This is a genomic window from Luteibacter sp. HAY1-4A, from assembly GCF_056755355.1.
This window is the reverse complement of the sequence record NZ_JBNDHZ010000011.1, coordinates 24973-48652: the sequence shown is the minus strand read 5'-3', so window position 1 is coordinate 48652 and position 23680 is coordinate 24973. Positions and strand designations below refer to the sequence as shown.

The window sequence follows — 23680 nt, the reverse complement described above, 5'->3', positions numbered from 1 at the left end:
TCCCTCCCCTGTGCCCCCGGTTCCCAGGGAGCCGCGCGCTCAAGGCGACTGGTTGAACACCACCCCGGCGAGTTTCGCGGGGTCGAAATTGGCGACGGCCTGGTTGATCGAGGCGGGCGTATCGCGCCCGTAGCCGGCCACCAGCACGACGAAATCAGCAAGGTCCGAGAGGATGCGCGCATCCGGCGAGCCCTTGACCGGTGGGCCGTCGAGGAACAGGTAGCGGTCGGAGTAACGGCAGCGCAGCGAATCGAGCACCGCACGCATGCGGAACGACGAGAAATACTCGCTGCTGTTCTCGCGCGACCGGCCCGACGGAATGAGACGAAGACGCGGCACGCCGGTGGGATACATGATCGACGCGATACCCCGCGACGGATGTTCGAGGAAATCGATCAGGCCCCCGGTTCGCGGTTCCACGCCGAAGGCCTTGTGCTGGTTCGGGTAGCGGAGATTGCAATCGATCAGCAGGCTGGTCTTCGACTCATCGAAAGCGAATGCGGTTGCAAGGTTGCGTGCCACGAAGCTGCCGCCGGAGCGCGGGCTGACCGCGACCACCAGCGTGACGAAATTGCTCTCGCCGGCCATCTCGAGCAACCGCGTGCGGATGCCGCGGAAAGCGTCGGATTGCTGGCGGACGGATTCCTCGCGGTGGATGAGCCGCTTCCGTTCGCAGTCAATCGGGGCCAGCGTGCTGCCCTCCTCGCGCATCCTGGCGATGGAATGGCCCGGCGTCGCTTGCTCGCCGTGGCGGGTGGCGACCACGTCGCCCAGTTCGATGTTGTCAGCGGCCATCTTGTTCATCGTCAACCCTTGATCCTCAGCCAGAACACCAGGAGGTAGACCGCTCCGACGCCCGCGACGATCATGGCGAGCATCGTGTTCTGCAGGTGCTCGCGGCGCCGGTCGCGCGGCGTGGGATAGAACGGAACGCTCGCCAGGATCGGGAAACCCGTGGCGCGCTCCAGCTGCGCCACGGAGCGCACGCGTGGATCGAAACGGGCCACGGCGAAGAGCAGCCCGAACGGTACGGCCAGCGACAATGCGAGACCGGCCAGGCCGAAGTGCATGAAGCGCAGGCCGGTGGGCACCAGCGGCATGACGGCGGGGTTCTGCACGAGGAAGGTCAGGCCGCGCTGCTCGGCGTCGAGGTTCATCGACACGCGGGCGTTCTCGCGGCGCTTCAGAAGATCCTGGTAGACATCGCGGTTGACGGTGTAGTCACGAGTAAGCTCAGCCGTGACGTTCTCCGAATTGGCGATGCGCTTGCTGCGCTCCAGTTCCGCCTGCAGCATCGCCTCGCTGGCCGATACACGGGCGGCACTGGCGGCGGCATCGCTGCGAATGGCGGCAAGCTGAAGGCGCATCTGCTGGTAGACGGGATTCATGGTCACGGCGTGGTCCAGCGGCATGGCGCCACCCATCACGCGCTGCGCGCTGGCAGCCTGCGCCTGCTTGCGCAGGTCCTCGATCTGGTGGCGCAGGCGGACCACGTCCGGGTATTCATCGGTGTAGGTAAGGCGCAGGGTGTCCAGCTGGCCTTGCAGGTCGGCAAGCTGCGTCTGGTAGATGCCCCCTACTGTCTGCACCGCGTTGACCTCGGATTCGCCACTGAGTTGCGACGAGAGCACCCCGGCCTGGGACTGCTTTTGCATGTAGTCCATGCGGTTGTTTTCGATCTGCGTGCGCAACTGGCCGATGCGCGCGTTGGTGTCGGTTTCGCTTCCGGGCCGGGCATCGGCATTGGCGTCGCGATACGCCTTGAGCTTGTCTTCCGCGTCGGTGAGCTTCGTGCGGTAGGCCTCGACCTGGCTGTTGATGAACTCGTACGCTTCGCGGCTCTCGCGCTGCTTGGAGGCGAGGCTCTCGCTGATGAACAGCTGGCCGAACGCGCGGGTGACCTCGAAGGCGCGCTTGGGATCGGAATCGAAGTAGCTGATCGTGATGAGATTGTCGCGGTTGTTGGCGATCTTCGTCCGCGCCTTGATGCCCTCGACGATCTTGTCGCGCTCCAGCGGCGAGGGGTTGCCCGCCAGCCAGCCGCCCGTCTTCAGCACTTCGTCGAGCACCTTGCGGCTGAATATCACGTCGCGTGCAATGCCTGCGCGGTTCTTGTTGCCCGTGGCTGCCGCCGCGCCTTCCATCAGGGGCGTGATGATGCTCGCTTCCTGGGCAAGGATCGTCGTGGATGCTTCGTATTTCTTGGGCCACACCGTACCGACCGCCAGCGCCGCGAGTGCGATCGCCGCGAACATCACGCCCATCGCGATACGCCGCCTGCGTGCTTCGCCCACGAGTGCGGGCAGGATGCCCGAGAAAGGAACGAGTTCGCCGCTCATCGAATTACCCCTTGCGTCCGCCTGCGGCGGAGTCGGTCAGAATGCACGCTGCGGAACGGTGATCACGTCACCGGGCTGCACCGGATAGTTGTTCGCCAGGTCGCCCTGCTGGAGGATCTTTTCCAGCCGCACCGCATAGGACTGCGTGGTGCCGCCACCGTCGCGGCGATAGAGTTCGGTGCGGTCCGGTGCGGCGAATTCGGTCGTGCCGCCGGCGGCAAGCACCGCGTCGAGCACCGTCATGCCCTGCCGGTAAGGAATGGAGATGGGACTGCGCACGGCGCCCGTGACGCGAACGCGCGACAGGTATTCGTGGCTGCGCAGCGCGGTGAGGATCACCGCCACCTGCGGGTCACGGATGTATTGCGCGAGCTTCTGCTGGATCTCGGCGCCTACCTGTTCGGTGGTACGCCCACCCGCGGGAACATCGCCGACGAGCGGCACCGTGATCTTTCCATCGGGTCGTACCGGCACGCTGACGCTGAGGTCGGGGTTGTGCCAGACCGTGACCTGGAGCTGGTCGTCCACACCGATCAGATAGGCGTTCACCGCCTGGCTTTCCGCCGCGGCCTTCGGTGGCGGCGACGTGCTTCCGCCGGTGGCGCATGCGCCCAACAGCAGCGTGGCGGCGAGTGTGGCAACGCGATTCCAGACCTTCATGATGAACACCCGCCCCTGTGACTTCGTCGAGCGGTATCGTCATTTCAATATCCTTCGGCGTCCATTCCAACAGCCCGCCTATGCCATTCGACCGACGGCGTCCGGGTGCGCTTTGCGCCATGCTGGACACTCGTTCCGGGGCGCTCGAGGCACGCGTTTGACCGAGTTGCTCGACATGGCGGAAAGGCTCACGCATCCGGCGGTGCAATCGCTGCTGCTGGGCGCGCTGTCGCTCGCCCTGGTGTTTCGTCGACGGGCCGGCTTGGCGGTGTGCGCTGGCGTGCTGGCGGTGGCCTGGCTGTGGATGGCCTCCACGCCCGCCCTCGCGCTCACGCTGCGGAACACACTGGCGGTCACTGGCGAGACGGAGCCCGTCCATGCGGATGCCATCGTCGTGCTTGGGGGCGAAACGCTTCCGCGCGTGGCCTGGTCGCGCGTGGAGACGCGCGCTGGCAAGGGCCTGGCCCTATGGCGTGGTGGATACGCGCCACTGCTCGTGGTATCCGGCAGCGACCAGGCACGCACGTTGGCGGAAGGCTACGCCGCCGCGGGTGTGCCGGTACGCGACATCCGCGTGGAAACGCAAAGCCGGAACACGCATGAAAACGCGCGGAATTCAGCCGCCATCCTGGCCGCCGGCGCAGCGTCGGACATACTGCTGGTGACCTCCGCCATGCATATGCGGCGGGCGGCGGCATCGTTCCGGAAGTTCGGCATCAAGGTATCGCCCGAGCCCACCGACGATGCTTACCGTGCGTTGCTCGGTGCGCCCGCCTGGCTGCCTCGCCGCGATGCCCTGAGCCTCACGGCGCAGTGCCTGCGCGAGCGGATAGCCCTTTGGGTCTATCACCTGCGCGGCTGGATCTAGCGGCGCAAAAGATCGCGTTGCCGACCGCGCCCTGAGTTACGGGTCGTCGGTCTCGATCTGCAGCGACGTCTTCCCGTCGCGCCGGATCAGCCCCGGACCGAACTGCACGACCTTATCGTCCTTCAGGACGACCGTGTAATCCTTGTGCGAGAAGGAGAAGCGGCCCGGCCGGCGGTCGAGCCAGCTGAGCACTTCGTATCCGACGATGGTTCGGTCGGAGTCGGGACGGCCCAGCCGGTCGATCACTTCGTCGCGGGGCGTGCCCACGTTCAGCCGGGCGATCTTCGCCGCCATGCCCTGACACCCCGCGAGTCCGGCCACCAGGACGGCCACGGCGATCGCTCGTTTCATCCTCACCCCCGCAAGGGACTGCATCCGGGCGATGGTAGCAAATACATGCGACCTGCCCGCGCCGCGCCCTCAGCGTGTCGTCGCCGGTGCCGGCGAAGCGGGCTTCTGGCCCACCGGTTTGCCATGCGGGTCGACGAGGTGGCCCTGCGCGTCCCGGCTCTGGTCGTTGGCGTCCTGTACGCGATTTGTGACACCGGGCCGGCCGGGTTCCACGGGCGCGAGCCCGCGCTCGGTGGCGCCCGCATCCGACGCCGGGTTCACCGGTGCCGCAGCCGGGTTGCTCCGGACCGATGACGGCGGCGCCGGCAGCGGCAACGGCTTATTCGCAGGGTCGGCGGCCTGTGGCCGGCTCGGGGTGACCTGCGCTGCGGCACAAGGCACAGCGGCCAGGACCAGGACGATGGCGAAGATGGACGGACGCATGATGGCTCCGGTTGCGGCGCGACGGCGGCGCTTTGGAACCGACGCTACCGCCCGCCGTGTGAAGAAGGCATCTGCCGGGTCAATTCAGTTCGTCCGGGTGCGGGCCCATGCGGTTGCCGGCGTCCAGCCCGTCGATGGCCTGCATATCCTCTGCCGACAGTTCGAAATCGAACACGTCGATGTTGGAAACGATGCGTTCGGGCGTCGCCGATTTCGGGATCACCATGTGCCCGGACTGCACGTGCCATCGCAGCACGACCTGCGCAGGCGATTTGCCGTACTGCTTGCCGATGCGGACGAGGACCGGATCCTTCAGCAGCTTGCCGCCCTGCCCGAGCGGACTCCACGCCTCCGTCACGATGCCGTGCTTCGCATGGGCGGCGACAAGGTCGCGCTGGGCGAAATCCGGATGCAGCTCGATCTGGTTCACCACCGGCACGACACCCGTTTCGCCGATGATGCGATCGAGGTGTTCCGGCTGGAAATTGGAGACGCCGATGGAGCGGATGCGGCCTTCCTCGCGCAAGCGAATGAATGCCTTCCAGGTATCGAGATAACGATTCTTCTTCGGCGTTGGCCAGTGGATCAGGTACATGTCGAGGTAGTCGGTGCCAAGGCGCTCCATGCTGTCGTCGAAGGCACGAAGCGTCTCGTCGAATCCCTGGTGCGCGTTCCAAAGCTTGGTGGTGAGGAAGATGTCGCCCCGCGCCACGCCCGAGCGTTCCATGCCCTGCCGCACGCCGCGTTCGTTGCCGTAGATCGATGCCGTATCGATGGATCGGTATCCCGCAGCCAAGGCATGGGCGACCGCCTCGGCGGTTTCGGCGTCGGGAATCTGGAACACACCGAAGCCGAGCTGCGGAGCGGTGTGGCCATCGTTGAGGGTGATGAGCGGAACCTTCACTGCCATGGGGATCTCCGGGTCTGGGCCACCCCCGATAGTCGCCATGGCAGCGCATGCTTAATGTGATGGGTAGCCGGCTGGTCAGTCGCCGCGCGCGGCGTAACGGGTTTCCACGTAATTGTCGAGAATGGCGACGAATTCTTCCGCGATACGGTCGCCGCGCAGCGTCATGGCCTTTTCGCCGTCGATGAACACCGGCGCCGACGGCGCCTCGCCGTTGCCCGGCAGCGAAATGCCGATGTTGGCGTGGCGCGATTCGCCCGGCCCGTTCACCACGCAACCCATGACGGCGAGGGTGAGGTTCTCGACACCGTCGTATTTCACGCGCCACAGCGGCATCTTCTCGCGCACGTGGCCCTGCACGGTTTTCGCCAGTTCCTGGAAGAACTCGCTGGTGGTGCGGCCGCAGCCCGGGCAGGCCGTGACAAGGGGCGTGAAGGCACGCAGGCCCATGGTCTGCAGGAGTTCCTGCGCGACGATCACTTCCGTGGTGCGCGATTGCCCCGGTTCGGGCGTGAGCGAAATACGGATGGTGTCGCCGATGCCCTCCTGCAGCAGCACGCCGAGCGCGGCGCTGGATGCGGTGATCCCCTTGGAGCCCATGCCTGCCTCGGTCAGCCCCAGGTGCAGCGCGTAGTCGGCACGCCGGGCAAGGTCGCGATACACGGCGATGAGTTCCTGCACGCCCGAGACCTTGCAGGACAAAATAATGCGGTTGCGTGGCAACCCGAGGTCCTCGGCGCGGGCCGCTGAATCGAGCGCCGAGCGGATCAGCGCCTCGCGGGCGACGTGACTGGCGTCCCAAGGGTTCGCCCTGCCCGCGTTCTCGTCCATCAGCGCGGCGACCATGGACTGGTCGAGCGAACCCCAATTGGCACCGATGCGCACCGGCTTGTCGTAGCGGATCGCCATCTCGATGATCGAAGCGAACTGGGCATCCTTCTTCTTGCCGAAGCCCACGTTGCCGGGGTTGATGCGGTACTTGGCCAGCGCCTCCGCGCACGCCGGCTCGCCTTCGAGCAGCTGATGGCCGTTGTAGTGGAAGTCGCCGATGAGGGGCACCGACACCCCCATCATGTCGAGCCGCTCGCGGATGCGCGGCACCGCGGCGGCGGCCGCGGGCGTGTTGACCGTGATGCGCACCATCTCGGAGCCGGCACGGGCCAGTTCGGCCACCTGCTTCGCGGTGGAGGCCGGATCTTCCGTGTCCGTGTTGGTCATCGACTGCACCACGATGGGCGCGCCGCCGCCCACCTGGACGCGGTCGATCAGGACGCCCGTGCTGGGGCGGCGTGCGCCGGCTTCCGCGGGGCGCGGGCGGCTGGAGAGGTCTTCGGTCATAGCGAGGATTTTACCGCATATCCCCCTAAACTACGGAACATGAACGTTCGCCACAGTGCCACCGGTTTCTCGAATCGCCTGTTCGCCGAGCAGGCGCTGAGCCGCAGCGCGGGCGCGCCCCTCATCGGGGGCAACGCCGTCGAACTGCTGATCGACGCCCGCGCGCATTTCGACGCATGGCTCGCGGCCATCGCCTCCGCCCGGCGCCACGTGTTCCTCGAGAACTACATCGTTCGCAACGACGCCATCGGCCACGCGTTCCTCGACGCCCTGGTGGAGCGGGCAAGAGCCGGCGTCTTCGTCGCCGTGATCGCGGACTGGGCCGGCTGTCTGGGCCAGTCGCGGTCGTCGTTCTGGAACCCGTTGCGGCAGGCCGGCGGCCACGTGCGCATCTACAATCCGCCCCGCCTCGGCAGTTCGTTCGGCTGGGTGAGCCGCGACCATCGCAAGGTGCTGGTGGTGGACGGCGAGGTCGGCTTCCTGTCGGGGGTCTGCGTCAGCGAGAAATGGCTGGGCGATCCGGCCCGCGACGTGCCGCCCTGGCGAGATACGGGCGTGATGCTGCGCGGACCGGCCGTCGCCGAAATCGAGCACGCGTTCACCGACAGTTGGCGCGAAACCGGCGAGCCGTTGCCGGAAGACGAACGCCTGTCGCCGCCGGTGTCCTTGCCCGAGGCCGGGAACGTTTCGCTGCGCGTCATCGCCACGCACCCGAGCACGGCGGGCATGTACCGCCTCGACCAGATGGTGGCCGCGATGGCCACGCAAACGCTGTGGCTCACCGACGCCTACTTCGTCGGCGTGGCGCCGTATGTGCAGGCGTTGTCGGCCGCCGCACGCGACGGCGTGGACGTGCGCCTGCTGGTACCCGGCAGCAGCGATATTCCCATGGTGGCGAGCATGTCGCGCTCGGGCTACCGGCCGTTGTTGAACGCCGGCATCCGCGTATTCGAGTGGAACGGCTCCATGTTGCACGCGAAAACGGCCGTGGCCGACGGCCGCTGGGCGCGGGTCGGGTCGTCCAACCTCAACATCGCCAGCTGGCTCAGCAACCGCGAGATCGACGTGGCGATCGAAGACGCCGGCTTCGCGGGCCAACTCGCGGCGCAATACGAAGCGGACCTCGAAAACAGCACGGAGATCCTCCTGCGCGGCAGGCGCAGGCGCACCGGCAACGAGCGCATGCGCAGCCGGTCGCCCCGCCCGCCCCGGCCACGGCGTGCGGGCGGCAGTTCCGGCCGTGCCGCAGCCGGTGCGTTGCGCATCGCCAATACGGTCGGCGCGGCGATCACGCAGCACCGCGTGCTGGGGGACACCGAGACCGGGCCCATTCTCGCGGGCGCCGCAACGGCCCTGGCAATCACTGCCATAGCGGTCATCTGGCCCGCGGCGATCGCATGGCCGCTGGCACTCCTGGGGGCGTGGTTCACGGTGAACCTCTTCGTGAACTGGTGGACGCTCAGGCAGCGCCGCACGCAGCCCGGGCAAGCACCGGGCGACGATTCCACATCGGAATAGCTAGCCGCGCGTCTTGAAATGCAGGGGTTGCGCCTCGGCGCGCGGGGCCGCGGGGCCGCAACTGTTGCACGAACCGCAGCCATCGCCGCAGCTGCCGGTTGCGGTCGCCGGCTGCAGCTTGCGGCCAAGGAAGCGGGAAGCGGCCGGACGCCCTTCCCTGTTCAGGCTGGCCGACATACGCGCCAACAAGCGGGCCGACGTCTTCGGCAAGAGCTTGCGGAAGGCGATCAGCGCGCTCGTCGCGACGACGATGGCGATGATCGCGCCCTGTATCACGTCGAATGCGTTCACGAGAGCGCCCTCGCGATCTGGTAGGTAGCCAGCGAGGCGAGGTAAGCCAGCCCGAACAGGTATCCGGCGGCCACGGCCACGTTGCGCCATGAATTGGTCTCGCGGCGGATGACGGCGAGCGTGGACATGCACTGCGGGGCGAACACGTACCAGGCAAGCAGCGACAACGCCGTGGCCAGCGTCCACTGCTGCGCGATCACCGGCCCCAACTGGGAAGCGAGCGCATCGTCGCTGCCCGACATGGCATAGACCGTGCCCAGCGCTGCGACCGCCACTTCGCGAGCGGCAAGACCCGGCACGAGGGCCACGCAGATCTGCCAGTTGAAGCCGATCGGCGAGAACACGTATTCGAGCATGCGCCCCAGGCGCCCGGCGATGCTGTAATCGATGGCCGGTTGCGTGGCACCGGGCGGCGGCCCCGGGAAACTGGAGAGGAACCACAACAGCACGGTGAGCGCGAGGATGATGCCGCCCACCCGCTTCAGGAAGATCATGGCGCGTTCCCACAGGCCGAGCGCGATATCGCGCACGTTGGGAAGGCGATAGGACGGCAATTCCATGATGAGCGCGTGCTCGCTCTTGTCCTTGCGCAGCCGCTTCATCACGAAGGCCACGCCCAGCGCGCTGAAGATGCCGGCGAAGTAGAGCGTGAACAGCACGATGCCCTGCAGGTTGAACACGCCCCACACGGTGCGGCTGGGAATGAACGCCGCGATGAGCAGCGTGTACACGGGCAGCCGCGCGGAACAGGTCATCAGCGGCGCCACGAGGATCGTGGTGAGCCGATCGCGCGGGTCCTGGATGCTGCGCGTGGCCATGATGCCGGGGATGGCGCAGGCGAAACTCGACAGCAGCGGAATGAATGCGCGGCCGGTAAGGCCGACGCGGAACATCATGCGGTCCAGCAGGAAAGCCGCGCGCGGCAGATAGCCCGACTCTTCCAGCACGAGGATGAAGAGGAAGAGGATGAGAATCTGCGGCAGGAATACCAGTACCGCGCCCAGCCCGGCGAAGAGGCCGTCGTTGAGCAGACTATGCAGGGCGCTGCCTTGCGGCAGGAAACCCGTGACGAAGCTGCCGAGCGCCGCGATACCGGCTTCGATGGCGTCCATCACCGGCTGCGCCCAGGAGAACACCGCCTGGAAGATGAAGAACATGAGCGTGGCGAGGATCGCCAGGCCAAACACCGGGTGCAGCGCCCAGCGATCGATGGCATCGTCGATGGCCACCGTGTCGCGCGGCAGCGTGACCGTGTCGGCGAGGATCGCGCGAACCTCAGCATGCAGTGCCTCGACACCGGCAGCGTCGATCGGCGCGGGCACGATGTCGGGCACGGTGGCATCGATGCGCTCGATGAGCGCCTTCGCCCCACCCCGCTTCACCGCGATGGTTTCGACGACGGGCACGCCGAGCCGCTGCGAGAGGCGCGCCACGTCGATGACGATGCCGCGCCGGCGGGCCGCGTCCATCATGTTCAACGCGAGAACCACAGGCCGGCCCAAGCGGCGTACCTCGAGCACGAAGCGAAGGTGCAGCCGCAGGTTCGTGGCATCGGCCACGCAGACGATCAGGTCGGGAGCGGCCTCGCCCGGATAACGCCCGTGGCAGACGTCGCGGGTAATGGCTTCGTCGGGGCTGGTGGCGTCGAAGCTGTAAGCGCCGGGAAGGTCGAGGACATGCAGCGTACGTCCGGAAGGCGCCACGAAACGGCCTTCCTTCCGTTCCACCGTTACGCCGGCGTAGTTCGCCACCTTCTGCCGGCCGCCGGTGAGCTGGTTGAACAGCGCCGTCTTGCCGCAGTTGGGATTGCCCACCAGGGCAATGCGCAGGGCGGCGGCGCTCATGCCGCACCGCCCACGGAGACTTCTACCCGGGCCGCTTCGGTCTTGCGGAGCGCGAAGCGTGTGCTGCCGATCTGGATCAGCAGCGGATCGCCACCCAGGGGGCCGCGGGCTACGAGGCGAACCGGTTCGCCCGCGACGAAGCCCAGGTCGCGCAAGCGCTGCGCGATCGGGTCGGCGGGATGGGCATCGGTAACTGACTGGACCACGGCTGGGGCACCTTTCGGCGCGTCTGAGAGGCGCACAGGGGTTACTCAAATAAGAACTGTTCGCATTATATGCCTTTACCGGGAGGGCTGCATCCAATCCCCTACCCCGTATGATTCCCGGCTTCCATCAGGAGTTTCCGCCATGTCCGCCGTCGAACTGGTCCGCAAGGGTGTCGTTGCCCATCTCGTCATGAACCGGCCCGAGGTGCACAACGCCTTCGACGACGCCCTGATTGCCGATCTGACCGCCGCGCTCGACCGCCTGGAAGCCGACGACGGGGTACGCGCGGTGGTGCTGACGGGCGCCGGAGCAAGCTTTTCCGCCGGGGCCGACCTGCGCTGGATGCGCGGCATGGCTGCCGCCTCCGAGGACGAAAACCGCGACGATTCGCTACGGCTCGCGACACTCATGAGGCGCCTGCAATTTCTTGCGAAGCCGACGATCGCCCGGGTGAACGGCGCGGCGTTCGGCGGCGGCGTGGGCCTAGTGGCCTGCTGCGACATCGCCATCGCCGCCGAGGGCGCGAAGTTCGCGCTCTCCGAGGTGAAGCTCGGCCTCGTGCCGGCGGTCATCTCGCCGTACGTGGTCGCGGCAATCGGCTTGCGCCATGCACGCCGGCTGTTCCTCACGGGCGAAGCGTTCGGAGCGAATGCGGCCCTGCGCATGGGGCTGGTGCATGAGGCCGTGCCTGACGGCGAACTCGACGCCGCCGTCGACCGCGTGACCGGCCTGCTGGCGAAGGGCGGCCCCGTAGCCCAAGGCGAGGCCAAGCGGCTCGCGCTGAGCATGGGGGGCATGACGCCGGAGCACATGGAGCGTATCGACGCGGAAAACGCCGCGCTGATCGCGCGCCTTCGGGTCTCGCCAGAGGGACAGGATGGCCTCTCGGCGTTTCTCGACAAGAGCCAACCCTCGTGGTTGGCCTGAACGCCCACTCCGGCCCGATGTCACGATGTGTTGCGACATGCCTGGTGCTGCTGTCGTCCGTTGCGCAGGCCGAGACCGTCGGCGCACGACTGGACCGGCACCTCGCCGATGCTCGCTTCGCCGCGGCTTCCTGGGGTGTCTCGGTCGTATCGCTCGAGGACGGGCGCACCGTGTACGCCCACGATGCCGGCCGGCTCATGCTTCCGGCCTCCACGGCCAAGCTCTATACGGCGGCGTTCGCCCTGGACCGCCTCGGCCCGGATTTTCGTGCGCACACCGATGTGTTGCAAAGTGGCGACCTGCGCAAGGGACGATTGCGCGGCGACATCGTGCTTCGCGGCGGCGGCGATCCCACATTGTCGGGTGACGCGTGGGCGAACAGCCTTGCGGCGGCGCTGCGCGAACACGGTCTCCGTCGTATCGACGGCGCCGTCATCGGCGACGACACCGTTTTTGCCGGGCCGCCCATCGGCGCGGGCTGGGAAGCCTCCGACCTTCAGGAACCCTATGGCGCTCAGGCCGGCGGACTCGACATCGATGAGAACACGATGGCCGTTAGCCTTGCCGCGCGTCGCGTCGAAGTGCGCCCTGGCGATGCGGCGGTCACCATCGCACTCGACGCGATGCCCGCGAAAGCGCCCGAGTTTTACAGGCCCCCGGGCTCGGACACGCTCCACGTCATCGGCATGGATGAGGATGGTTCCGCCCCGCGCACGTCGCGCATCTCCATGCCGGACCCCGCCCTCGTCGCCGCACGACGGTTGCAATCGGCATTGGAGCGGCAAGGCATCCGCGTGGATGGCGAAGCGCGCAGCGTGCGTTGGCCCGTGCCCTCGCCGGGGGGCGAATCGATCGCCTCATGGCCGTCCCCACCACTGCTCGAGATCCTGCTCGAGGGATTGAAGCGATCGCAAAACCTCTACCTGCAGAGCGTGTTCCTCATGGCCGGGCGTGCCGCGCAAACGCGTGACGCGATGCCCGTGGCCGACCATGCGGAAGATCGCGCCGCCACCGCATTATCGAAGTGGCTGGCGCCTCGGGGCATCGGTCCGACATCCGTCGCGATGGTGGAAGGGACCGGCCTCTCGCGCCACGATCTCACCACTGCTTCGGCGTTGACGCAGCTGCTCACGACGATGGACGCTTCGCCGGGCGCCGATGCGTGGCGCGGCTTGCTGCCGGTCGCCGGCGTCGATGGAACGCTCGCACACCGCATGCGCGGCACTGCGGCGGAAGGCAATGTAATCGCGAAGACGGGCAGCATGAGCTACGTGAATGCGCTCGCCGGCTATGTGACCACGAAGGCGGGCCAGCGCCTTGCCTTCGCGATCATTCTCAACAACTACCGGCCGCCGCCGCAAAGCGCGGAACCTGTCCGGCCGGCGTCGGCGGAGGTGGATGCGATCGCGGTGATGCTCGCCGAAACCGCGGAGCGTCTTTGAGCGTGCTTCCGAATATCAAGCACCAACCACGGCAGGCAGGTCTTTCCCGATCTTCGCCGGCGTATCCGTGGGCGCATAGCGTTCGACCACGTGTCCCTCGCGGTCGACGAGGAACTTCGTGAAGTTCCACTTGATGCCCTCGGTGCCGAGCAGCCCCTTCTTCTGCGACTTCAGCCAACGATACAGCGGGTGCGCTCCTTCGCCGTTCACCTCGATCTTGGCGAACATGGGAAAGCTTACGCCGTAGTTGAGCGAACAGAAGTTGCGGATGTCTTCCTCGTTGCCCGGCTCCTGGTGGCCGAACTGGTCGCAGGGGAACCCGAGAACCTCGAAGCCCTTGGCGTGCCACTCCTTCTGGAGAGCCTCAAGGCCTTCATACTGGGGCGTGAAGCCACACTTGGAGGCTACGTTCACCACCAGCAGCGCCTTGCCGCGAAATTCGGCCAGCGAGCGCTCCTTGCCGTCGATGTCCCGGGCGGAAAAATCGTAGATGCTGGCCATGCGTGGCGTCCAAGGAATGAGGTGCGGCCAGTCTACCCCGCTTCCGCTAAGATGGCCGTCTTTCCGGCCGAGAGCCCACGCCCGTGATCCGTTTTGCTGCCGCGTCCAAGTCCTATGCCGTGGACGGCGTGCCCATTCCTGCCCTGCACCCGGTCGACCTCGACATCGAAGCGGGAGAGATCTTCGGCATCATCGGTCATTCCGGAGCAGGCAAATCCACCCTGCTGCGCCTGGTGAACCTCCTGGAACGCCCGACCGCGGGCAAGGTATTCATCGACGACCGCGACGTCACCGATGTGCAAGGTGCCGAACTGCGCCGATTGCGCTCCGGTATCGGCATGATCTTCCAGCACTTCAATCTGCTCGCCTCGCGCACGGTGGCCGACAACGTCGCTTTTCCGCTTCGGCTCCAGGGCGACATGAGCGATGCCGACATCGCCGCACGCGTGGCCGAGTTGCTGGACCTCGTCGGGCTCGCGGACCATGCGTGCAAGTTCCCCGCGCAGCTGTCGGGCGGCCAGAAGCAACGCGTGGGCATCGCGCGTGCGCTGGCCAGTGGCCCGCGCATCCTCCTCTGCGACGAGGCCACCAGCGCGCTCGATCCGCAGACGACGGCGTCGGTGTTGGAACTGCTTGCCGACATCAATCGCCGCCTCGGCCTCACCATCGTGCTGATCACCCATGAGATGGACGTGATAAGACGCATATGCGACAGGGTGGCCGTGCTCGACGCGGGCCATGTCGTGGAGATGGGCACCGTCGCCGACGTCTTCCTCCATCCGCAGCATCCGACCACGCGGCGCTTCGTGGCCGAAGCCGACCACCGCGAAGGCAGCGGCCCGGAATTCCCGGGCATCCGGGGCACGCTGTATCGCCTTTCCTTTCGCGGTGACGCCACCTATTCGCCGCTTCTTTCGCGCGTGGTTCGCGACACCGGCGTCGAATACAACCTCCTGTCCGGCCGCGTCGACCGGATCAAGGACACACCCTATGGGCAGCTGACCCTCGCCATGCACGGCGAGCGTGTCGCCGACGCCCTGGCGCAGATCCGCGCGGCGGGTGTCGACATCGAGGAAGTGAACCCATGAGCCCCTTGCAAACGTTGTTTCCCAACATCGACTGGCCCGAAATCGCACAGGCGTGCCTGGACACGCTGCTGATGCTCGGCGGCTCGCTCGCGTTCACCATCGTCCTTGGCCTGCCGCTCGGCGTCTGCCTGTTCCTCACCGCACGAGGCCAGCTGCACGCGAAACCCAGGCTCTACGCTGTCCTTTCCTTCGCCGTTAACGTGTTGCGCTCGATCCCGTTCATCATCCTGATGATCCTGCTGATTCCCGTGACCCAGGCGATCACCGGCGTGAGCATCGGCATCCGTGGCGCCATCGTTCCGCTGGTAATCGGCGCGGCACCGTTCTTCGCGCGCCTGGTCGAAACCGCCCTGCGCGAGGTGGACCGCGGCGTCATCGAGGCCAGCCAGGCCATGGGTGCCACCACGGCGCAGATCGTGTCGCGTGTGCTGCTGCCGGAAGCCCGGGCCGGCCTCATCGCCAGCACGACCGTCACCGCGGTGGCCCTCGTCGGTTACACCGCGATGGGCGGTATCGTGGGCGCCGGCGGACTCGGCGCCCTCGCCTACCAGTACGGCTACAACGGCTACAAGCCGGACTACATGCTCGTGACCGTCGCGCTGCTCGTGGTGCTCGTGCAGGTACTGCAGTCGGTGGGAGATCGGCTGGTCGGCCGCTACAGCCGACGCTGAACGGACGTCCGGCCGTCTTTTTGCATCCGGTGGTATGGACGTCTATGCTGTCGCACCGCAACATCACCACCGGACGCCCCATGAAGAAGTACGTGCTGCCCCTCGTCTCCGCGCTCGCCGTGCTCGTGGCGGGCTGTTCCGGTGGCCAGGGCAATGGCAGCCAGGGCGGTGCGGAAGCCCCGCTCACGGTGGCGGCCACGCCGGTGCCGCATACGGAAATCCTCAAAGAGATCAAGCCGCTGCTCGCGAAGCAGGGTGTGAACCTTGAGATCCGCGTATTCACCGACTACGTGCAGCCGAACATGCAGGTAGCGCAGAAGCAGCTGGACGTGAACTTCTTCCAGACGGGCCCCTACCTCGACGCCTTCAACAAGGAGCGCGGCACCAACCTGGTAAAGGTGGTGGGTGTGCACATCGAGCCGTTCGGTGCGTATTCGCGCAAGTACACGTCGATCGACCAGCTTCCCGATGGCGCCAATGTGGTCATTCCGAACGACCCCAGCAACAACAGCCGTGCGCTGCTGCTGCTTGCGAAGCACGGTCTCATCACGCTCGCGAACCCGGACGACCGCCTCGCCACGCTGAAGGACATCACCGGCAACCCGAAACACCTCAAGTTTCGCGAACTGGAAGCCGCCATGCTGCCGCGCGTGCTCGGCGAAGTGGACCTCGCCCTCATCAACACCAACTACGCGCTGGCGGCGAAGCTCAACCCCGTGAAGGACGCGCTGTTGATCGAGGACAAGGAGTCGCCCTACGTGAACTTCCTGGTCTCGCGGCCGGACAACAAGGACGATCCGCGAGTGCAGAAGCTGGCGGCCGCGCTCACTTCGCCAGAAGTCAAGGCATTCATCGAGAAGACCTACGGCGGCGCCGTGCAACCGGCGTTCTGATTGCGGATGCGCGCTGCCACCGCGTCGTAGAACGACTCCGCCAGCACCGCGCGCACGGGCACGCGCCACCAGTTAGGGCGCGCGAAGGAACGGCACTTCACCGCATCCTTGTCGGTCATCAGTACCGGACAGCCATCGGCGAAGGTGAAGTCGTCGCGGGTGAAAGCATGATGGTCCGCAAAGGGATGGCCGTGCACCGCGATGCCATGCGCGGCCAGGCTGGCGAAGAAGCGCGCCGGGTTGCCGATGCCGGCAACGGCATGTGCCGGGCGACCCGCGAAGTCGGATAGCGGCGCCTCAAGCGACGGGTCATGCATGTTCACGGCCGTGCCGCCTTCGAGCGCCATCGCGATCTCGCCGGAACCTGGCGTACCGCCGTTGACCACCACGAAATCCACTTCCGCCAGCCGGCTGGCGGGTTCGCGCAGCGGCCCCGCAGGAAGCAGGTGCCCGTTGCCCAGCCGGCGCTCGCCATCCACGACGCAGATCTCGACGTCTCGTCCGAGGCGGTGGTGCTGCAGGCCGTCGTCGGCGAGCACCAGGTCGCACCCCGCGTCAATGAGGAGGCTGGCGGCTTCGGGGCGCGCGCGGCCGATGGCGACGGGAACACCGTACTGCCGGATGAGCGCGGGCTCGTCGCCCACGCGGGCCGGATCGTCGTCACCGGTCAGGAGATAAGGGCCGCGTTCGCTTCCGCCGTAGCCGCGGCTGACCACGCCCGGGACAAAGCCACGCTCGGCCATGGCCCTTGCAAGGGCGACGATCAGCGGCGTCTTGCCGGTGCCGCCGACGGTGATGTTGCCCACCACCACGACGGGCACGGGCAGGCGCACCACGGCGGATGGATCGGTTTGGAAACGGCGGGTACGGTTGGCCACGACATGGCGATACAGCAGCTCCAGCGGACGCGTCCACCACGGCGGACTGCCGCCGCCGTACCAACGACGCTGCAACGAGGCGCCCAGGGCCATGGCCTCAGCCCGCCGCAGCCTGCTCGTGGAATTGCATGCGGTGCAGCGCTGCGTATTGGCCACCCTTGTCGAGCAGTTCGCGGTGCGTACCGAGTTCGATGATCTTGCCCTGCTCCATCACGGCGATCTGGTCGGCGTGTTCAATGGTAGACAGGCGATGGGCGATCACCAGCGTGGTGCGGTCGCGCATCAGCCGCGTGAGGGCGTCCTGGATCAACCGCTCGGACTCGGTGTCCAGTGCACTCGTGGCCTCATCGAGCACCAGGATCGGCGCGTTCTTCAGGATGGCCCGGGCGATGGCGAGACGCTGGCGCTGCCCGCCGGACAGCGAATTGCCGCCCTGGCCGATGCGGGTGTTCAACCCCTCGGGCAATCGTTCGATGAACTCCATGGCGTTCGCGGCCTGTGCCGCCGCCACGATGTCCGCCTCCGACGCGCCTGACATTTCGCCATACGCGATGTTGGCGGCGACCGTGTCGTCGAACAGCACCACGTGCTGCCCCACCCAGGCGATCTGCCGGCGCAGCGAGGCCAGCGTGTACTGCGCGTAATCGCGGCCGTCGATCAGGATGCGCCCTTCGGTCGGCTCGTAGAACCGCGGCAGCAGGCTCACCAGACTGGACTTGCCGCTGCCGGAGCGACCGACCAGGGCGGTGACCGTGCCCGGCGCGCAGACGAGGTCGACGCCGCGGAGGGCCGCATGGTTGTTGCGTTCGTAGACGAGCTTGACGTTCTCGAAGCGGATGTCGCCTTTCGTGCGTCCGAGGTCTTCCGTGCCGTGGTCCACTTCGGGCGGTTCGTCGATGATCGCGAACAGGTCTTCGGCCGCGCTCACGCCCTTCTGCAGGTTGGACTGGATGCCGGCGAGGCGCTTCAGCGACGGCAGCATGCCGCCCATCGCGGTCAGCACCGCGGTGAATACGCCCGGCGTGATGGTTTCGATAACGCCGGGACGTGTGCCCAGGAATACGAGCACCGCCAGCGCCACGGCGCCCACCGTCTGAATCGTGGCGCTCGAAGCCGCGCTGGTGGCCGAAACCTTCAGGTTCAGGCGACGCTGACGGTCGGCGATCTCGTGGAAACGGTCGCCTTCGCGGGCCTGTCCGCCATAGATACGCACTTCGCGATTGGCGGCGACGGCCTCTTCGACCGCACTGGTGACGGTACCCATGTTGCCCTGGATGCGCTTGCTGATCTTGCGGTAGCGCCGGCTGATCACCGTGACGATCACCACCACGCAAGGCACCAGCACGAGCAGCGCCATCGCGAGGTATGCGCTCTGGTAAAGCATGACCGCGAGCAGGCCCACCACGGTGAGCCCTTCGGTGACGGCGACCTTGAGCGAATCGGACGATGCCGCGGCCACCTGCTCGCTGGTGTACGTGATGCGCGAGATCTGCTGGCCCGACGGCTCCTTGGCGAAGAACGTGGACGGCAGGCGCAGGTACGCGGCGAACACGTCGATGCGGATCGCCTGCACCACGTTACGGCCCACGTAGGCAATGCCGTAGTCCGTACAGTACGACGCCACGCCGCGCACGGCGAAGATGCAGATGATCCAGATCGGCATCCAGAAGATGGTGTGCGGATCGCGCGCGATGAACAGGTTGTCGATCAGCGGCTGCAACAGGTTGGTGAACAGCGACAGGCAGGCGGGATCGATGACCATGCCGATGATCGCGATGATGCCCGCCGTGCGGAACCGCTTCGTATAGCCGAGCAGGCGCTTGTACGTGCGCCAGGTGCGCACGTCCCAGACGGTAACCTTCTGCGTGCTCACTTGCCCGCCGCCGCCTCGGCCGGCGTGGTGGCGATCGACAGCCGGGTGAAACCGAGCTGCCCGAGGGCGTCCATGGCGCGCACCACGTTCTGGTGCGGTGTCATGGCGTCGGCGCGGATCACGACGATCCTGCCGCGATCCGGACCCGCCACGCGTTCGATGGTGGACTTCAGGGGTTCGATGCCTTCACCCAGCACTTCGTCGCTGCCGACCGCGTAATGGCCGTCGCGATCGACGACGACGGTCAGCGCGTTGTCGGTGGCATCGCGGGCCTCGCTGTCCGCCTTAGGCAGGTTGACCTTGAGCCGCGAGTGCTCGATGAAGGTGGTGCTCAGCACGAAGAACATGAGCAGCGTAAGGAGGACGTCGATGAGCGAGATGACGTTGATCTCGAAGTCGTCCTCGCGACGGGAGCCGATGCGCATGGGATCAGCCGGCCTGCGTGGCCGCCGCTTCCGTCGCGGCGGTACGGCGGCGCGGCGCGGGGCGCGGCGCCGACAGGTCGTCGAGCAGTGCCGTGGCTTCCTTCTCCATCTGCACCACGTAGCCGCCGACCTTCGAGCGGAAGTAGCGGTGCAGCACATAGGCGGGAATGGAGACGATGAGGCCGAAGGCGGTGCAGATGAGCGCTTCGCCGATGCCGCCCGCCATCTTGGTCGGATCGCCGATGCCCCCCGCCATCACGTTCAGGAACATGCGGATCAGGCCGATGACCGTGCCGAGCAAGCCGAGCAGCGGGCCGATGAGGGCGATGGTGCCCAGGGTGTTCAAGTAACGCTCCATGCGGTGCACCACGTGGCGCCCGGTGTCCTCGATGCGTTCCTTGATGAGTTCGCGCGGACGATCGCGCACGGCCAGCGCGCCTGCGAACAGTTCGCCCAGCGGCGAGCCCTTTTCCAGCGCGGCGAGGTGGGCGGCGTCCAGCTTGGACGAGCGGGCCCATTCGCGGACTTCCGCACCCAGCCCCGGCGGCAGCACGGCCGCCCGGCGCAAGGCCCAGAAGCGTTCCAGCACGATCGCCAGTGCCGCCAGCGAACAGATCAGGATCGGCGCCAATGCCCAGCCGCCAGCCAGAAGAATCTCGAGCACGTGAACCCCGGAGCTACGAAAAAGTCAGAGCGGCATGATAGCAGGGCCGGCCAAGGGGACTGAGCAGCCAGTCGCAGCCCCGCGCCTTCCAGCCATGCGAGGAGCCCCTTCACTCGTCTCCAGCCATGTGGGAGCCGCTTCAGCGGCGATCCCGCGGCAGCGGGCAAGGCCGCCGCGAGCGTCCTTCGCCGCCGAAGCGACTCCCACACGAGCCGTCAGCGCGCGAGGAGCTCCAGTTCGCTCACGGCCCCTGGGCCATCGGACTCGAGAACCAGGCGATAGCGCTTGTACGACGCCGGCTTGGCGACCGCGAACGCGCGCGTCTGGCGATGCCACGGGAAGCGCTCGTCATGGCGTTCGTCGAGGGTCGTCCACTGCTTGCCATCGGCCGACCCTTGCAACGTCCAGCCGGATGGCGCCGGCAGCGACGCGCCGGAGGTGATGGTGTACATCGCCACGTTCGCGGGCTGGTCGAGGCGGTAATCGATCGTCGTCTTCCCCTTCGGCAGGGCGAACTCAGTGGAGGAGTCGTTATCCGCAACGGCGGCCAGCTTCGCGTCGCGATGGCCGCCGAAGGTGATGCCTTCGACTCGGGTCACGTCACGCAGCGGCGCCGGCTTCTGCCCTTCGGCCGTGATCGAGGCCGGCAGGGCGTCGGGGCCGGTGCCCCACTTCGACGGCTCGGCACCCATGACGAAGTCCAGCGTGGCGCCTTTCGCCAGGAGTTCGTGCGGCAGTGTCAGCTTGTTCCACGGCTGGCCATTCACCTGCAACGACTGCACATAGCGGTTGGTGTCGCTGACGCCCGGTGCGCGGATGTCGATCTTCGCGCCGTTCTCGAGCGCGATCGTCATGTGCGGGAAGTGCGGCGCGCCGATGACGTACTCGGGCGTGCCCATGCGCAACGGATAGAAGCCTGCCGCGGCGAAGAGCCACCACGCGGACATCTCGCCGTTGTCCTCGTCGCCCGGATACCCCTGGCCGATCTCGCTGCCCACATACAGGCGGGAGACCGCATCGCGCAGCTTGTCCTGCGTCTTCCAGGGCTGGCCCGCCTCGTCGTACATCCAGATGATGTGGTGCGAGGGCTGGTTCGAATGGCCGTACTGGCCCATGCGCACGTCGCGCGCTTCGAGCATCTCGTGGATCACGTCGCCGTAGTCGCCCACCTCGAACTTGCCGGGGGCGGAGAAGAACGCGTCCAGCTTGGCGGCAAGCGCATCGCGGCCACCGTACAACCCTGCCAGTCCGGCGCCATCCTGTGGTGCGTGGAAGGCCATGTTCCAGGCATCGGTCTCGGTGTAGTCCCCACCCCAGCGGATGGGGCTGAAATCCTTCGCGGTCCAGCGCCACTTGCCAGCCGGATCGCGGGCGACGAAGAAGCCCACCTCGGGCTCGAAGAGGTTGGTGTAACCCACCGCGCGCGAGCGATACCACGCGGCATCGTCGGCATAGTTGCGGTACCCGTCGCCGGATACCGGCGCCTTCATCAGCGCTGCCGCGAGGTTGCCGATGGCGAAATCGTTGATGTAACCGTCCATCGACCAGGAGAGGCCTTCGGCCACTTTGTCGTCGGTATAACCGTTGAACAGCGAGCGCTCGATGCCCTTGCGGCCGGCGCCCTTCACGTCGCTGACGCTGGAGGCGTTGCGGATGGCCGACTGGTAGAACGACGCCACGTCGAAATTGCGCACGCCCTTCAACCAGGCGTCCGAGAAGGCCACATCCGAACTGGTGCCCACCATGAGGTCGGCATAACCGGGCGATGTCCAGCGCGCGATCCAGCCGCCGTCGCGATACTGCTGTACGAACCCGTCGATCATCTGCCCCGCTTCCGTCGGGGTGAACAGCACGTACGCCGGCCATGCCGTGCGATAGGTGTCCCAGAAACCGTTGTTGACGTAAGGCTTGCCGTCGACGATGCGCGCGCCGGTATGCGTGTCGGTGTTCTCGCCGACGGGCGCCGAGAACGGACTGGCGTACTTCCACGCGGGGTTGTCCTTGCTGCCCGTGTTCTCGTACGCCCGGTTCGGATACAGGAACAGGCGGTACAGGTTGGAATAAAGAATGGTGCGCTCGTCACGCGTGGCGCCTTCCACTTTCACCATGCCCAGGCGCTCGTCCCACGCCTTGCGGGCCCGATCGCGTACGCTGTCGAACGTGTCGTTCGCGGCGATTTCCTGCGCCAGGTTCGCCTTGGCCTGGTCGACACCGATCAGCGACGTGGCGATACGCATCGTGACCGTGCGGTTGGCCTTCTTCGCTGTGTCGAAGCCGAACCAGGCCGATGCGGCGTCGCGCTGCTCGCCGGTGAGGCGGCCGCTCTCGGCCACGGGCTTGTCGAACTCGGCGTAGAAGAACAGGCGCGTGGCGCCCGTGGACAGGCGGCTCTTCACGTCCGACCAGCCCTGGATGCTGCGGCCGGCGGGATCGAGCGTCACCGACGCGTCGCCGTTGAGGTTGTCGAACACGAGCTGGGCGCGATTGCCGGTGAAGGTGAAGCGGAACATCGCCGCATGGTCGGTCGGCGTGATTTCCGTGGCGATGCCGTTGTCGAAACGCACGCTGTAATAGTCCGGATGCGCCACTTCGACATCGTGGCCAAACGCGAGGGCCCGCGTTTCCCGCTTCAGCGGCGGCGCACCCGAGGCCACCTGGGCCGGCATCACCTGGAAGGTCTGGCGCTCGCCCATCCACGGGCTGGGCTCGTGCGACAGGCCGAACGCCTCGATGCGTGGGCGATTGTCGTCGCCGTTGCGCTCCTGGTACTGGTAGATCCAGTTCGAGCCGGCGTTGGTGGTGGGCGTCCAGAAATTGAAGCCGTGCGGCATGGCCACCGCGGGGAAGTTGTTGCCGCGCGAGAAGTTGGCGTTCGCGTTCGAGCCGCGGCGGGTGTCCACGTAGTCGGTGGGATGCGTGCTGGCGAGGTCTTTCACCACACCGATGCGCACGTCGTCGAGATAGCCCTCGAAGGTCTTGCCGGCCGGCGCGTCCGCGACCAGTTCGATACCGCGCACGCGCCGGCCCTTGGCGATGGCGCCGAGATCCACGCTCACGTAGTTCCACTGGTCCGGATAGAGCACCCGCCCTTCGCCCTGCCCCTTGGCCGTGGCCGGCACGCGGTGCTGGTCGCGCGCGCCAGTGGCCGACAGGCGCGAACCGTCGTCGAAGACCACATCCACGCTGACGTAATTGGCGGGATTGGCAAGATCGTCCTTGTTCGAGCGAGGGAAGACCAGCCAGGAAAGCGTCGTGCCTTCGGTGACGCCCACATCGGTGTCGAACAGCTTGGCCACCGCCGGGCTGCCGTTCGCCGTGCCGCCATAGCGGAGCGAATGGGTGCCGGTGAAACCGACGTTCGCCTTCGCCGTGAGTACGGCCTCCGGCGGCGGGCCGCCCACGACGCGAACGTCGAGTCCACCGGCGCTTTTCGCCGGCATCTGGGGTTCGCCCTGCTCGAAGGAGGCGTCGAATCGCTGGGTGGCCGCGAGGGCCGCGCCGGTGACGAGGATGGAGGACAGCGCCAGCGCCAATCCCGACTTTTTCCAAACCTGCATCGATCCCGTCACGCT

General features: G+C 66.8%; 23 protein-coding genes. 7 read left to right on the top strand and 16 right to left on the bottom strand.

Annotation, left to right across the window (positions count from 1 at the left end; all coding sequences use genetic code 11):
• Nucleotides 1-39 precede the first annotated feature (39 nt).
• From ACPYOD_RS05470 to ACPYOD_RS05460, 3 genes are read right to left on the bottom strand one after another with little or no spacing between them, the layout of a single operon-like run.
• Entirely contained in the window at nucleotides 40-804 is a 765-nt protein-coding gene (locus ACPYOD_RS05470) for a CpsD/CapB family tyrosine-protein kinase (protein WP_481300715.1), read from the bottom strand.
• A gap of 2 nt (nucleotides 805-806) precedes the next feature.
• Complete coding sequence (locus ACPYOD_RS05465) at nucleotides 807-2339, bottom strand: XrtA system polysaccharide chain length determinant (RefSeq protein ID WP_481300714.1); 1533 nt, start codon at nucleotides 2337-2339, stop codon at nucleotides 807-809.
• 36 nt (nucleotides 2340-2375) lie between these two features.
• On the bottom strand, nucleotides 2376-2999 hold the full coding sequence (locus ACPYOD_RS05460; RefSeq protein WP_481300713.1) for an XrtA/PEP-CTERM system exopolysaccharide export protein: 624 nt from the start codon (nucleotides 2997-2999) through the stop codon (nucleotides 2376-2378).
• A gap of 157 nt (nucleotides 3000-3156) precedes the next feature.
• On the opposite strand from ACPYOD_RS05460, the gene ACPYOD_RS05455 reads away from it, so the two are divergent.
• Entirely contained in the window at nucleotides 3157-3867 is a 711-nt protein-coding gene (locus ACPYOD_RS05455; RefSeq protein WP_481300712.1) for a YdcF family protein, read from the top strand.
• Nucleotides 3868-3903: 36 nt separating this feature from the next.
• Here the strand turns inward: ACPYOD_RS05455 and ACPYOD_RS05450 are convergent, their stop codons facing one another.
• From ACPYOD_RS05450 to ispG, 4 genes are all read right to left on the bottom strand, one after another.
• Nucleotides 3904-4218 carry a hypothetical protein gene (locus ACPYOD_RS05450; protein ID WP_481300711.1) on the bottom strand — a complete coding sequence of 105 codons (315 nt, stop codon included), beginning with the start codon at nucleotides 4216-4218 and terminating at the stop codon, nucleotides 3904-3906.
• 69 nt (nucleotides 4219-4287) lie between these two features.
• Nucleotides 4288-4641: a hypothetical protein gene (locus ACPYOD_RS05445; RefSeq protein WP_481300710.1), complete on the bottom strand. Its 354-nt coding sequence runs from the start codon at nucleotides 4639-4641 to the stop codon at nucleotides 4288-4290.
• A gap of 79 nt (nucleotides 4642-4720) precedes the next feature.
• Nucleotides 4721-5551: an aldo/keto reductase gene (locus tag ACPYOD_RS05440; RefSeq protein WP_481300709.1), complete on the bottom strand. Its 831-nt coding sequence runs from the start codon at nucleotides 5549-5551 to the stop codon at nucleotides 4721-4723.
• Nucleotides 5552-5626: 75 nt separating this feature from the next.
• Nucleotides 5627-6886, bottom strand: a complete 1260-nt coding sequence (ispG, locus tag ACPYOD_RS05435) for a flavodoxin-dependent (E)-4-hydroxy-3-methylbut-2-enyl-diphosphate synthase (protein ID WP_481300708.1) — start codon at nucleotides 6884-6886, stop codon at nucleotides 5627-5629.
• Between the two features lie 39 nt (nucleotides 6887-6925).
• On the opposite strand from ispG, the gene ACPYOD_RS05430 reads away from it, so the two are divergent.
• Nucleotides 6926-8404, top strand: coding sequence for a phospholipase D-like domain-containing protein (locus tag ACPYOD_RS05430; protein WP_481300707.1), 1479 nt, complete (start codon nucleotides 6926-6928; stop codon nucleotides 8402-8404).
• Here ACPYOD_RS05430 and ACPYOD_RS05425 read toward each other — a convergent pair whose 3' ends face one another.
• From ACPYOD_RS05425 to ACPYOD_RS05415, 3 genes are read right to left on the bottom strand one after another with little or no spacing between them, the layout of a single operon-like run.
• Nucleotides 8405-8695: a DUF6587 family protein gene (locus ACPYOD_RS05425; RefSeq protein WP_481300706.1), complete on the bottom strand. Its 291-nt coding sequence runs from the start codon at nucleotides 8693-8695 to the stop codon at nucleotides 8405-8407.
• Nucleotides 8692-10539, bottom strand: coding sequence for a ferrous iron transport protein B (gene feoB, locus ACPYOD_RS05420; RefSeq protein WP_481300705.1), 1848 nt, complete (start codon nucleotides 10537-10539; stop codon nucleotides 8692-8694). The genes ACPYOD_RS05425 and feoB overlap by 4 nt, the downstream gene beginning before the upstream one ends.
• Nucleotides 10536-10781 (bottom strand): FeoA family protein, encoded by a 246-nt coding sequence (locus ACPYOD_RS05415; protein ID WP_481300704.1) that lies wholly within the window; start codon nucleotides 10779-10781, stop codon nucleotides 10536-10538. The genes feoB and ACPYOD_RS05415 overlap by 4 nt, the downstream gene beginning before the upstream one ends.
• Nucleotides 10782-10887: 106 nt before the next feature.
• On the opposite strand from ACPYOD_RS05415, the gene ACPYOD_RS05410 reads away from it, so the two are divergent.
• Nucleotides 10888-11673: an enoyl-CoA hydratase-related protein gene (locus tag ACPYOD_RS05410; RefSeq protein ID WP_481300703.1), complete on the top strand. Its 786-nt coding sequence runs from the start codon at nucleotides 10888-10890 to the stop codon at nucleotides 11671-11673.
• A gap of 44 nt (nucleotides 11674-11717) precedes the next feature.
• Nucleotides 11718-13115 carry a D-alanyl-D-alanine carboxypeptidase/D-alanyl-D-alanine endopeptidase gene (dacB, locus tag ACPYOD_RS05405; protein WP_481300702.1) on the top strand — a complete coding sequence of 466 codons (1398 nt, stop codon included), beginning with the start codon at nucleotides 11718-11720 and terminating at the stop codon, nucleotides 13113-13115.
• 15 nt (nucleotides 13116-13130) lie between these two features.
• Here the strand turns inward: dacB and ACPYOD_RS05400 are convergent, their stop codons facing one another.
• Nucleotides 13131-13616 carry a glutathione peroxidase gene (locus tag ACPYOD_RS05400; protein WP_481300701.1) on the bottom strand — a complete coding sequence of 162 codons (486 nt, stop codon included), beginning with the start codon at nucleotides 13614-13616 and terminating at the stop codon, nucleotides 13131-13133.
• 83 nt (nucleotides 13617-13699) lie between these two features.
• On the opposite strand from ACPYOD_RS05400, the gene ACPYOD_RS05395 reads away from it, so the two are divergent.
• The 3 genes from ACPYOD_RS05395 (at nucleotide 13700) to ACPYOD_RS05385 (ending at nucleotide 16268) form a co-directional block, all read left to right on the top strand.
• Nucleotides 13700-14704, top strand: a complete 1005-nt coding sequence (locus ACPYOD_RS05395; RefSeq protein WP_481300700.1) for a methionine ABC transporter ATP-binding protein — start codon at nucleotides 13700-13702, stop codon at nucleotides 14702-14704.
• Entirely contained in the window at nucleotides 14701-15375 is a 675-nt protein-coding gene (locus ACPYOD_RS05390; protein ID WP_481300699.1) for a methionine ABC transporter permease, read from the top strand. Before ACPYOD_RS05395 ends, ACPYOD_RS05390 begins: the two co-directional genes overlap by 4 nt.
• An 80-nt stretch (nucleotides 15376-15455) precedes the next feature.
• On the top strand, nucleotides 15456-16268 hold the full coding sequence (locus ACPYOD_RS05385; RefSeq protein ID WP_481300748.1) for a MetQ/NlpA family ABC transporter substrate-binding protein: 813 nt from the start codon (nucleotides 15456-15458) through the stop codon (nucleotides 16266-16268).
• On the opposite strand, the gene lpxK is transcribed toward ACPYOD_RS05385, so the two are convergent.
• The 5 genes from lpxK to ACPYOD_RS05360 form a co-directional block, all read right to left on the bottom strand.
• Nucleotides 16238-17239 (bottom strand): tetraacyldisaccharide 4'-kinase, encoded by a 1002-nt coding sequence (lpxK, locus tag ACPYOD_RS05380; protein WP_481300698.1) that lies wholly within the window; start codon nucleotides 17237-17239, stop codon nucleotides 16238-16240. The two genes, ACPYOD_RS05385 and lpxK, sit on opposite strands and share 31 nt — an antisense overlap.
• Before the next feature lie 4 nt (nucleotides 17240-17243).
• On the bottom strand, nucleotides 17244-19019 hold the full coding sequence (gene msbA, locus ACPYOD_RS05375; RefSeq protein WP_481300697.1) for a lipid A export permease/ATP-binding protein MsbA: 1776 nt from the start codon (nucleotides 19017-19019) through the stop codon (nucleotides 17244-17246).
• Nucleotides 19016-19444 carry an ExbD/TolR family protein gene (locus tag ACPYOD_RS05370; protein WP_481300696.1) on the bottom strand — a complete coding sequence of 143 codons (429 nt, stop codon included), beginning with the start codon at nucleotides 19442-19444 and terminating at the stop codon, nucleotides 19016-19018. The genes msbA and ACPYOD_RS05370 overlap by 4 nt, the downstream gene beginning before the upstream one ends.
• Before the next feature lie 4 nt (nucleotides 19445-19448).
• A complete protein-coding gene (locus tag ACPYOD_RS05365; protein WP_481300695.1) occupies nucleotides 19449-20108 on the bottom strand; it encodes a MotA/TolQ/ExbB proton channel family protein in 660 nt (219 codons plus the stop codon).
• A 215-nt stretch (nucleotides 20109-20323) separates the two neighbouring features.
• Nucleotides 20324-23665 (bottom strand): GH92 family glycosyl hydrolase, encoded by a 3342-nt coding sequence (locus tag ACPYOD_RS05360; protein ID WP_481300694.1) that lies wholly within the window; start codon nucleotides 23663-23665, stop codon nucleotides 20324-20326.
• Nucleotides 23666-23680 lie beyond the last annotated feature (15 nt).

What these genes read in the sequence shown, in the direction of transcription:
- ACPYOD_RS05470 (WP_481300715.1), bottom strand. Translation starts at nt 804, where the DNA reads ATGAACAAGATGGCCGCTGACAACATCGAACTGGGCGACGTGGTCGCC.
- ACPYOD_RS05465 (WP_481300714.1), bottom strand. Translation starts at nt 2,339, where the DNA reads ATGAGCGGCGAACTCGTTCCTTTCTCGGGCATCCTGCCCGCACTCGTG.
- ACPYOD_RS05460 (WP_481300713.1), bottom strand. Translation starts at nt 2,999, where the DNA reads ATGAAGGTCTGGAATCGCGTTGCCACACTCGCCGCCACGCTGCTGTTG.
- ACPYOD_RS05450 (WP_481300711.1), bottom strand. Translation starts at nt 4,218, where the DNA reads ATGAAACGAGCGATCGCCGTGGCCGTCCTGGTGGCCGGACTCGCGGGG.
- ACPYOD_RS05445 (WP_481300710.1), bottom strand. Translation starts at nt 4,641, where the DNA reads ATGCGTCCGTCCATCTTCGCCATCGTCCTGGTCCTGGCCGCTGTGCCT.
- ACPYOD_RS05440 (WP_481300709.1), bottom strand. Translation starts at nt 5,551, where the DNA reads ATGGCAGTGAAGGTTCCGCTCATCACCCTCAACGATGGCCACACCGCT.
- ispG (WP_481300708.1), bottom strand. Translation starts at nt 6,886, where the DNA reads ATGACCGAAGACCTCTCCAGCCGCCCGCGCCCCGCGGAAGCCGGCGCA.
- ACPYOD_RS05430 (WP_481300707.1), top strand. Translation starts at nt 6,926, where the DNA reads ATGAACGTTCGCCACAGTGCCACCGGTTTCTCGAATCGCCTGTTCGCC.
- feoB (WP_481300705.1), bottom strand. Translation starts at nt 10,539, where the DNA reads ATGAGCGCCGCCGCCCTGCGCATTGCCCTGGTGGGCAATCCCAACTGC.
- ACPYOD_RS05410 (WP_481300703.1), top strand. Translation starts at nt 10,888, where the DNA reads ATGTCCGCCGTCGAACTGGTCCGCAAGGGTGTCGTTGCCCATCTCGTC.
- ACPYOD_RS05400 (WP_481300701.1), bottom strand. Translation starts at nt 13,616, where the DNA reads ATGGCCAGCATCTACGATTTTTCCGCCCGGGACATCGACGGCAAGGAG.
- ACPYOD_RS05390 (WP_481300699.1), top strand. Translation starts at nt 14,701, where the DNA reads ATGAGCCCCTTGCAAACGTTGTTTCCCAACATCGACTGGCCCGAAATC.
- ACPYOD_RS05385 (WP_481300748.1), top strand. Translation starts at nt 15,456, where the DNA reads ATGAAGAAGTACGTGCTGCCCCTCGTCTCCGCGCTCGCCGTGCTCGTG.
- lpxK (WP_481300698.1), bottom strand. Translation starts at nt 17,239, where the DNA reads ATGGCCCTGGGCGCCTCGTTGCAGCGTCGTTGGTACGGCGGCGGCAGT.
- ACPYOD_RS05370 (WP_481300696.1), bottom strand. Translation starts at nt 19,444, where the DNA reads ATGCGCATCGGCTCCCGTCGCGAGGACGACTTCGAGATCAACGTCATC.
- ACPYOD_RS05360 (WP_481300694.1), bottom strand. Translation starts at nt 23,665, where the DNA reads ATGCAGGTTTGGAAAAAGTCGGGATTGGCGCTGGCGCTGTCCTCCATC.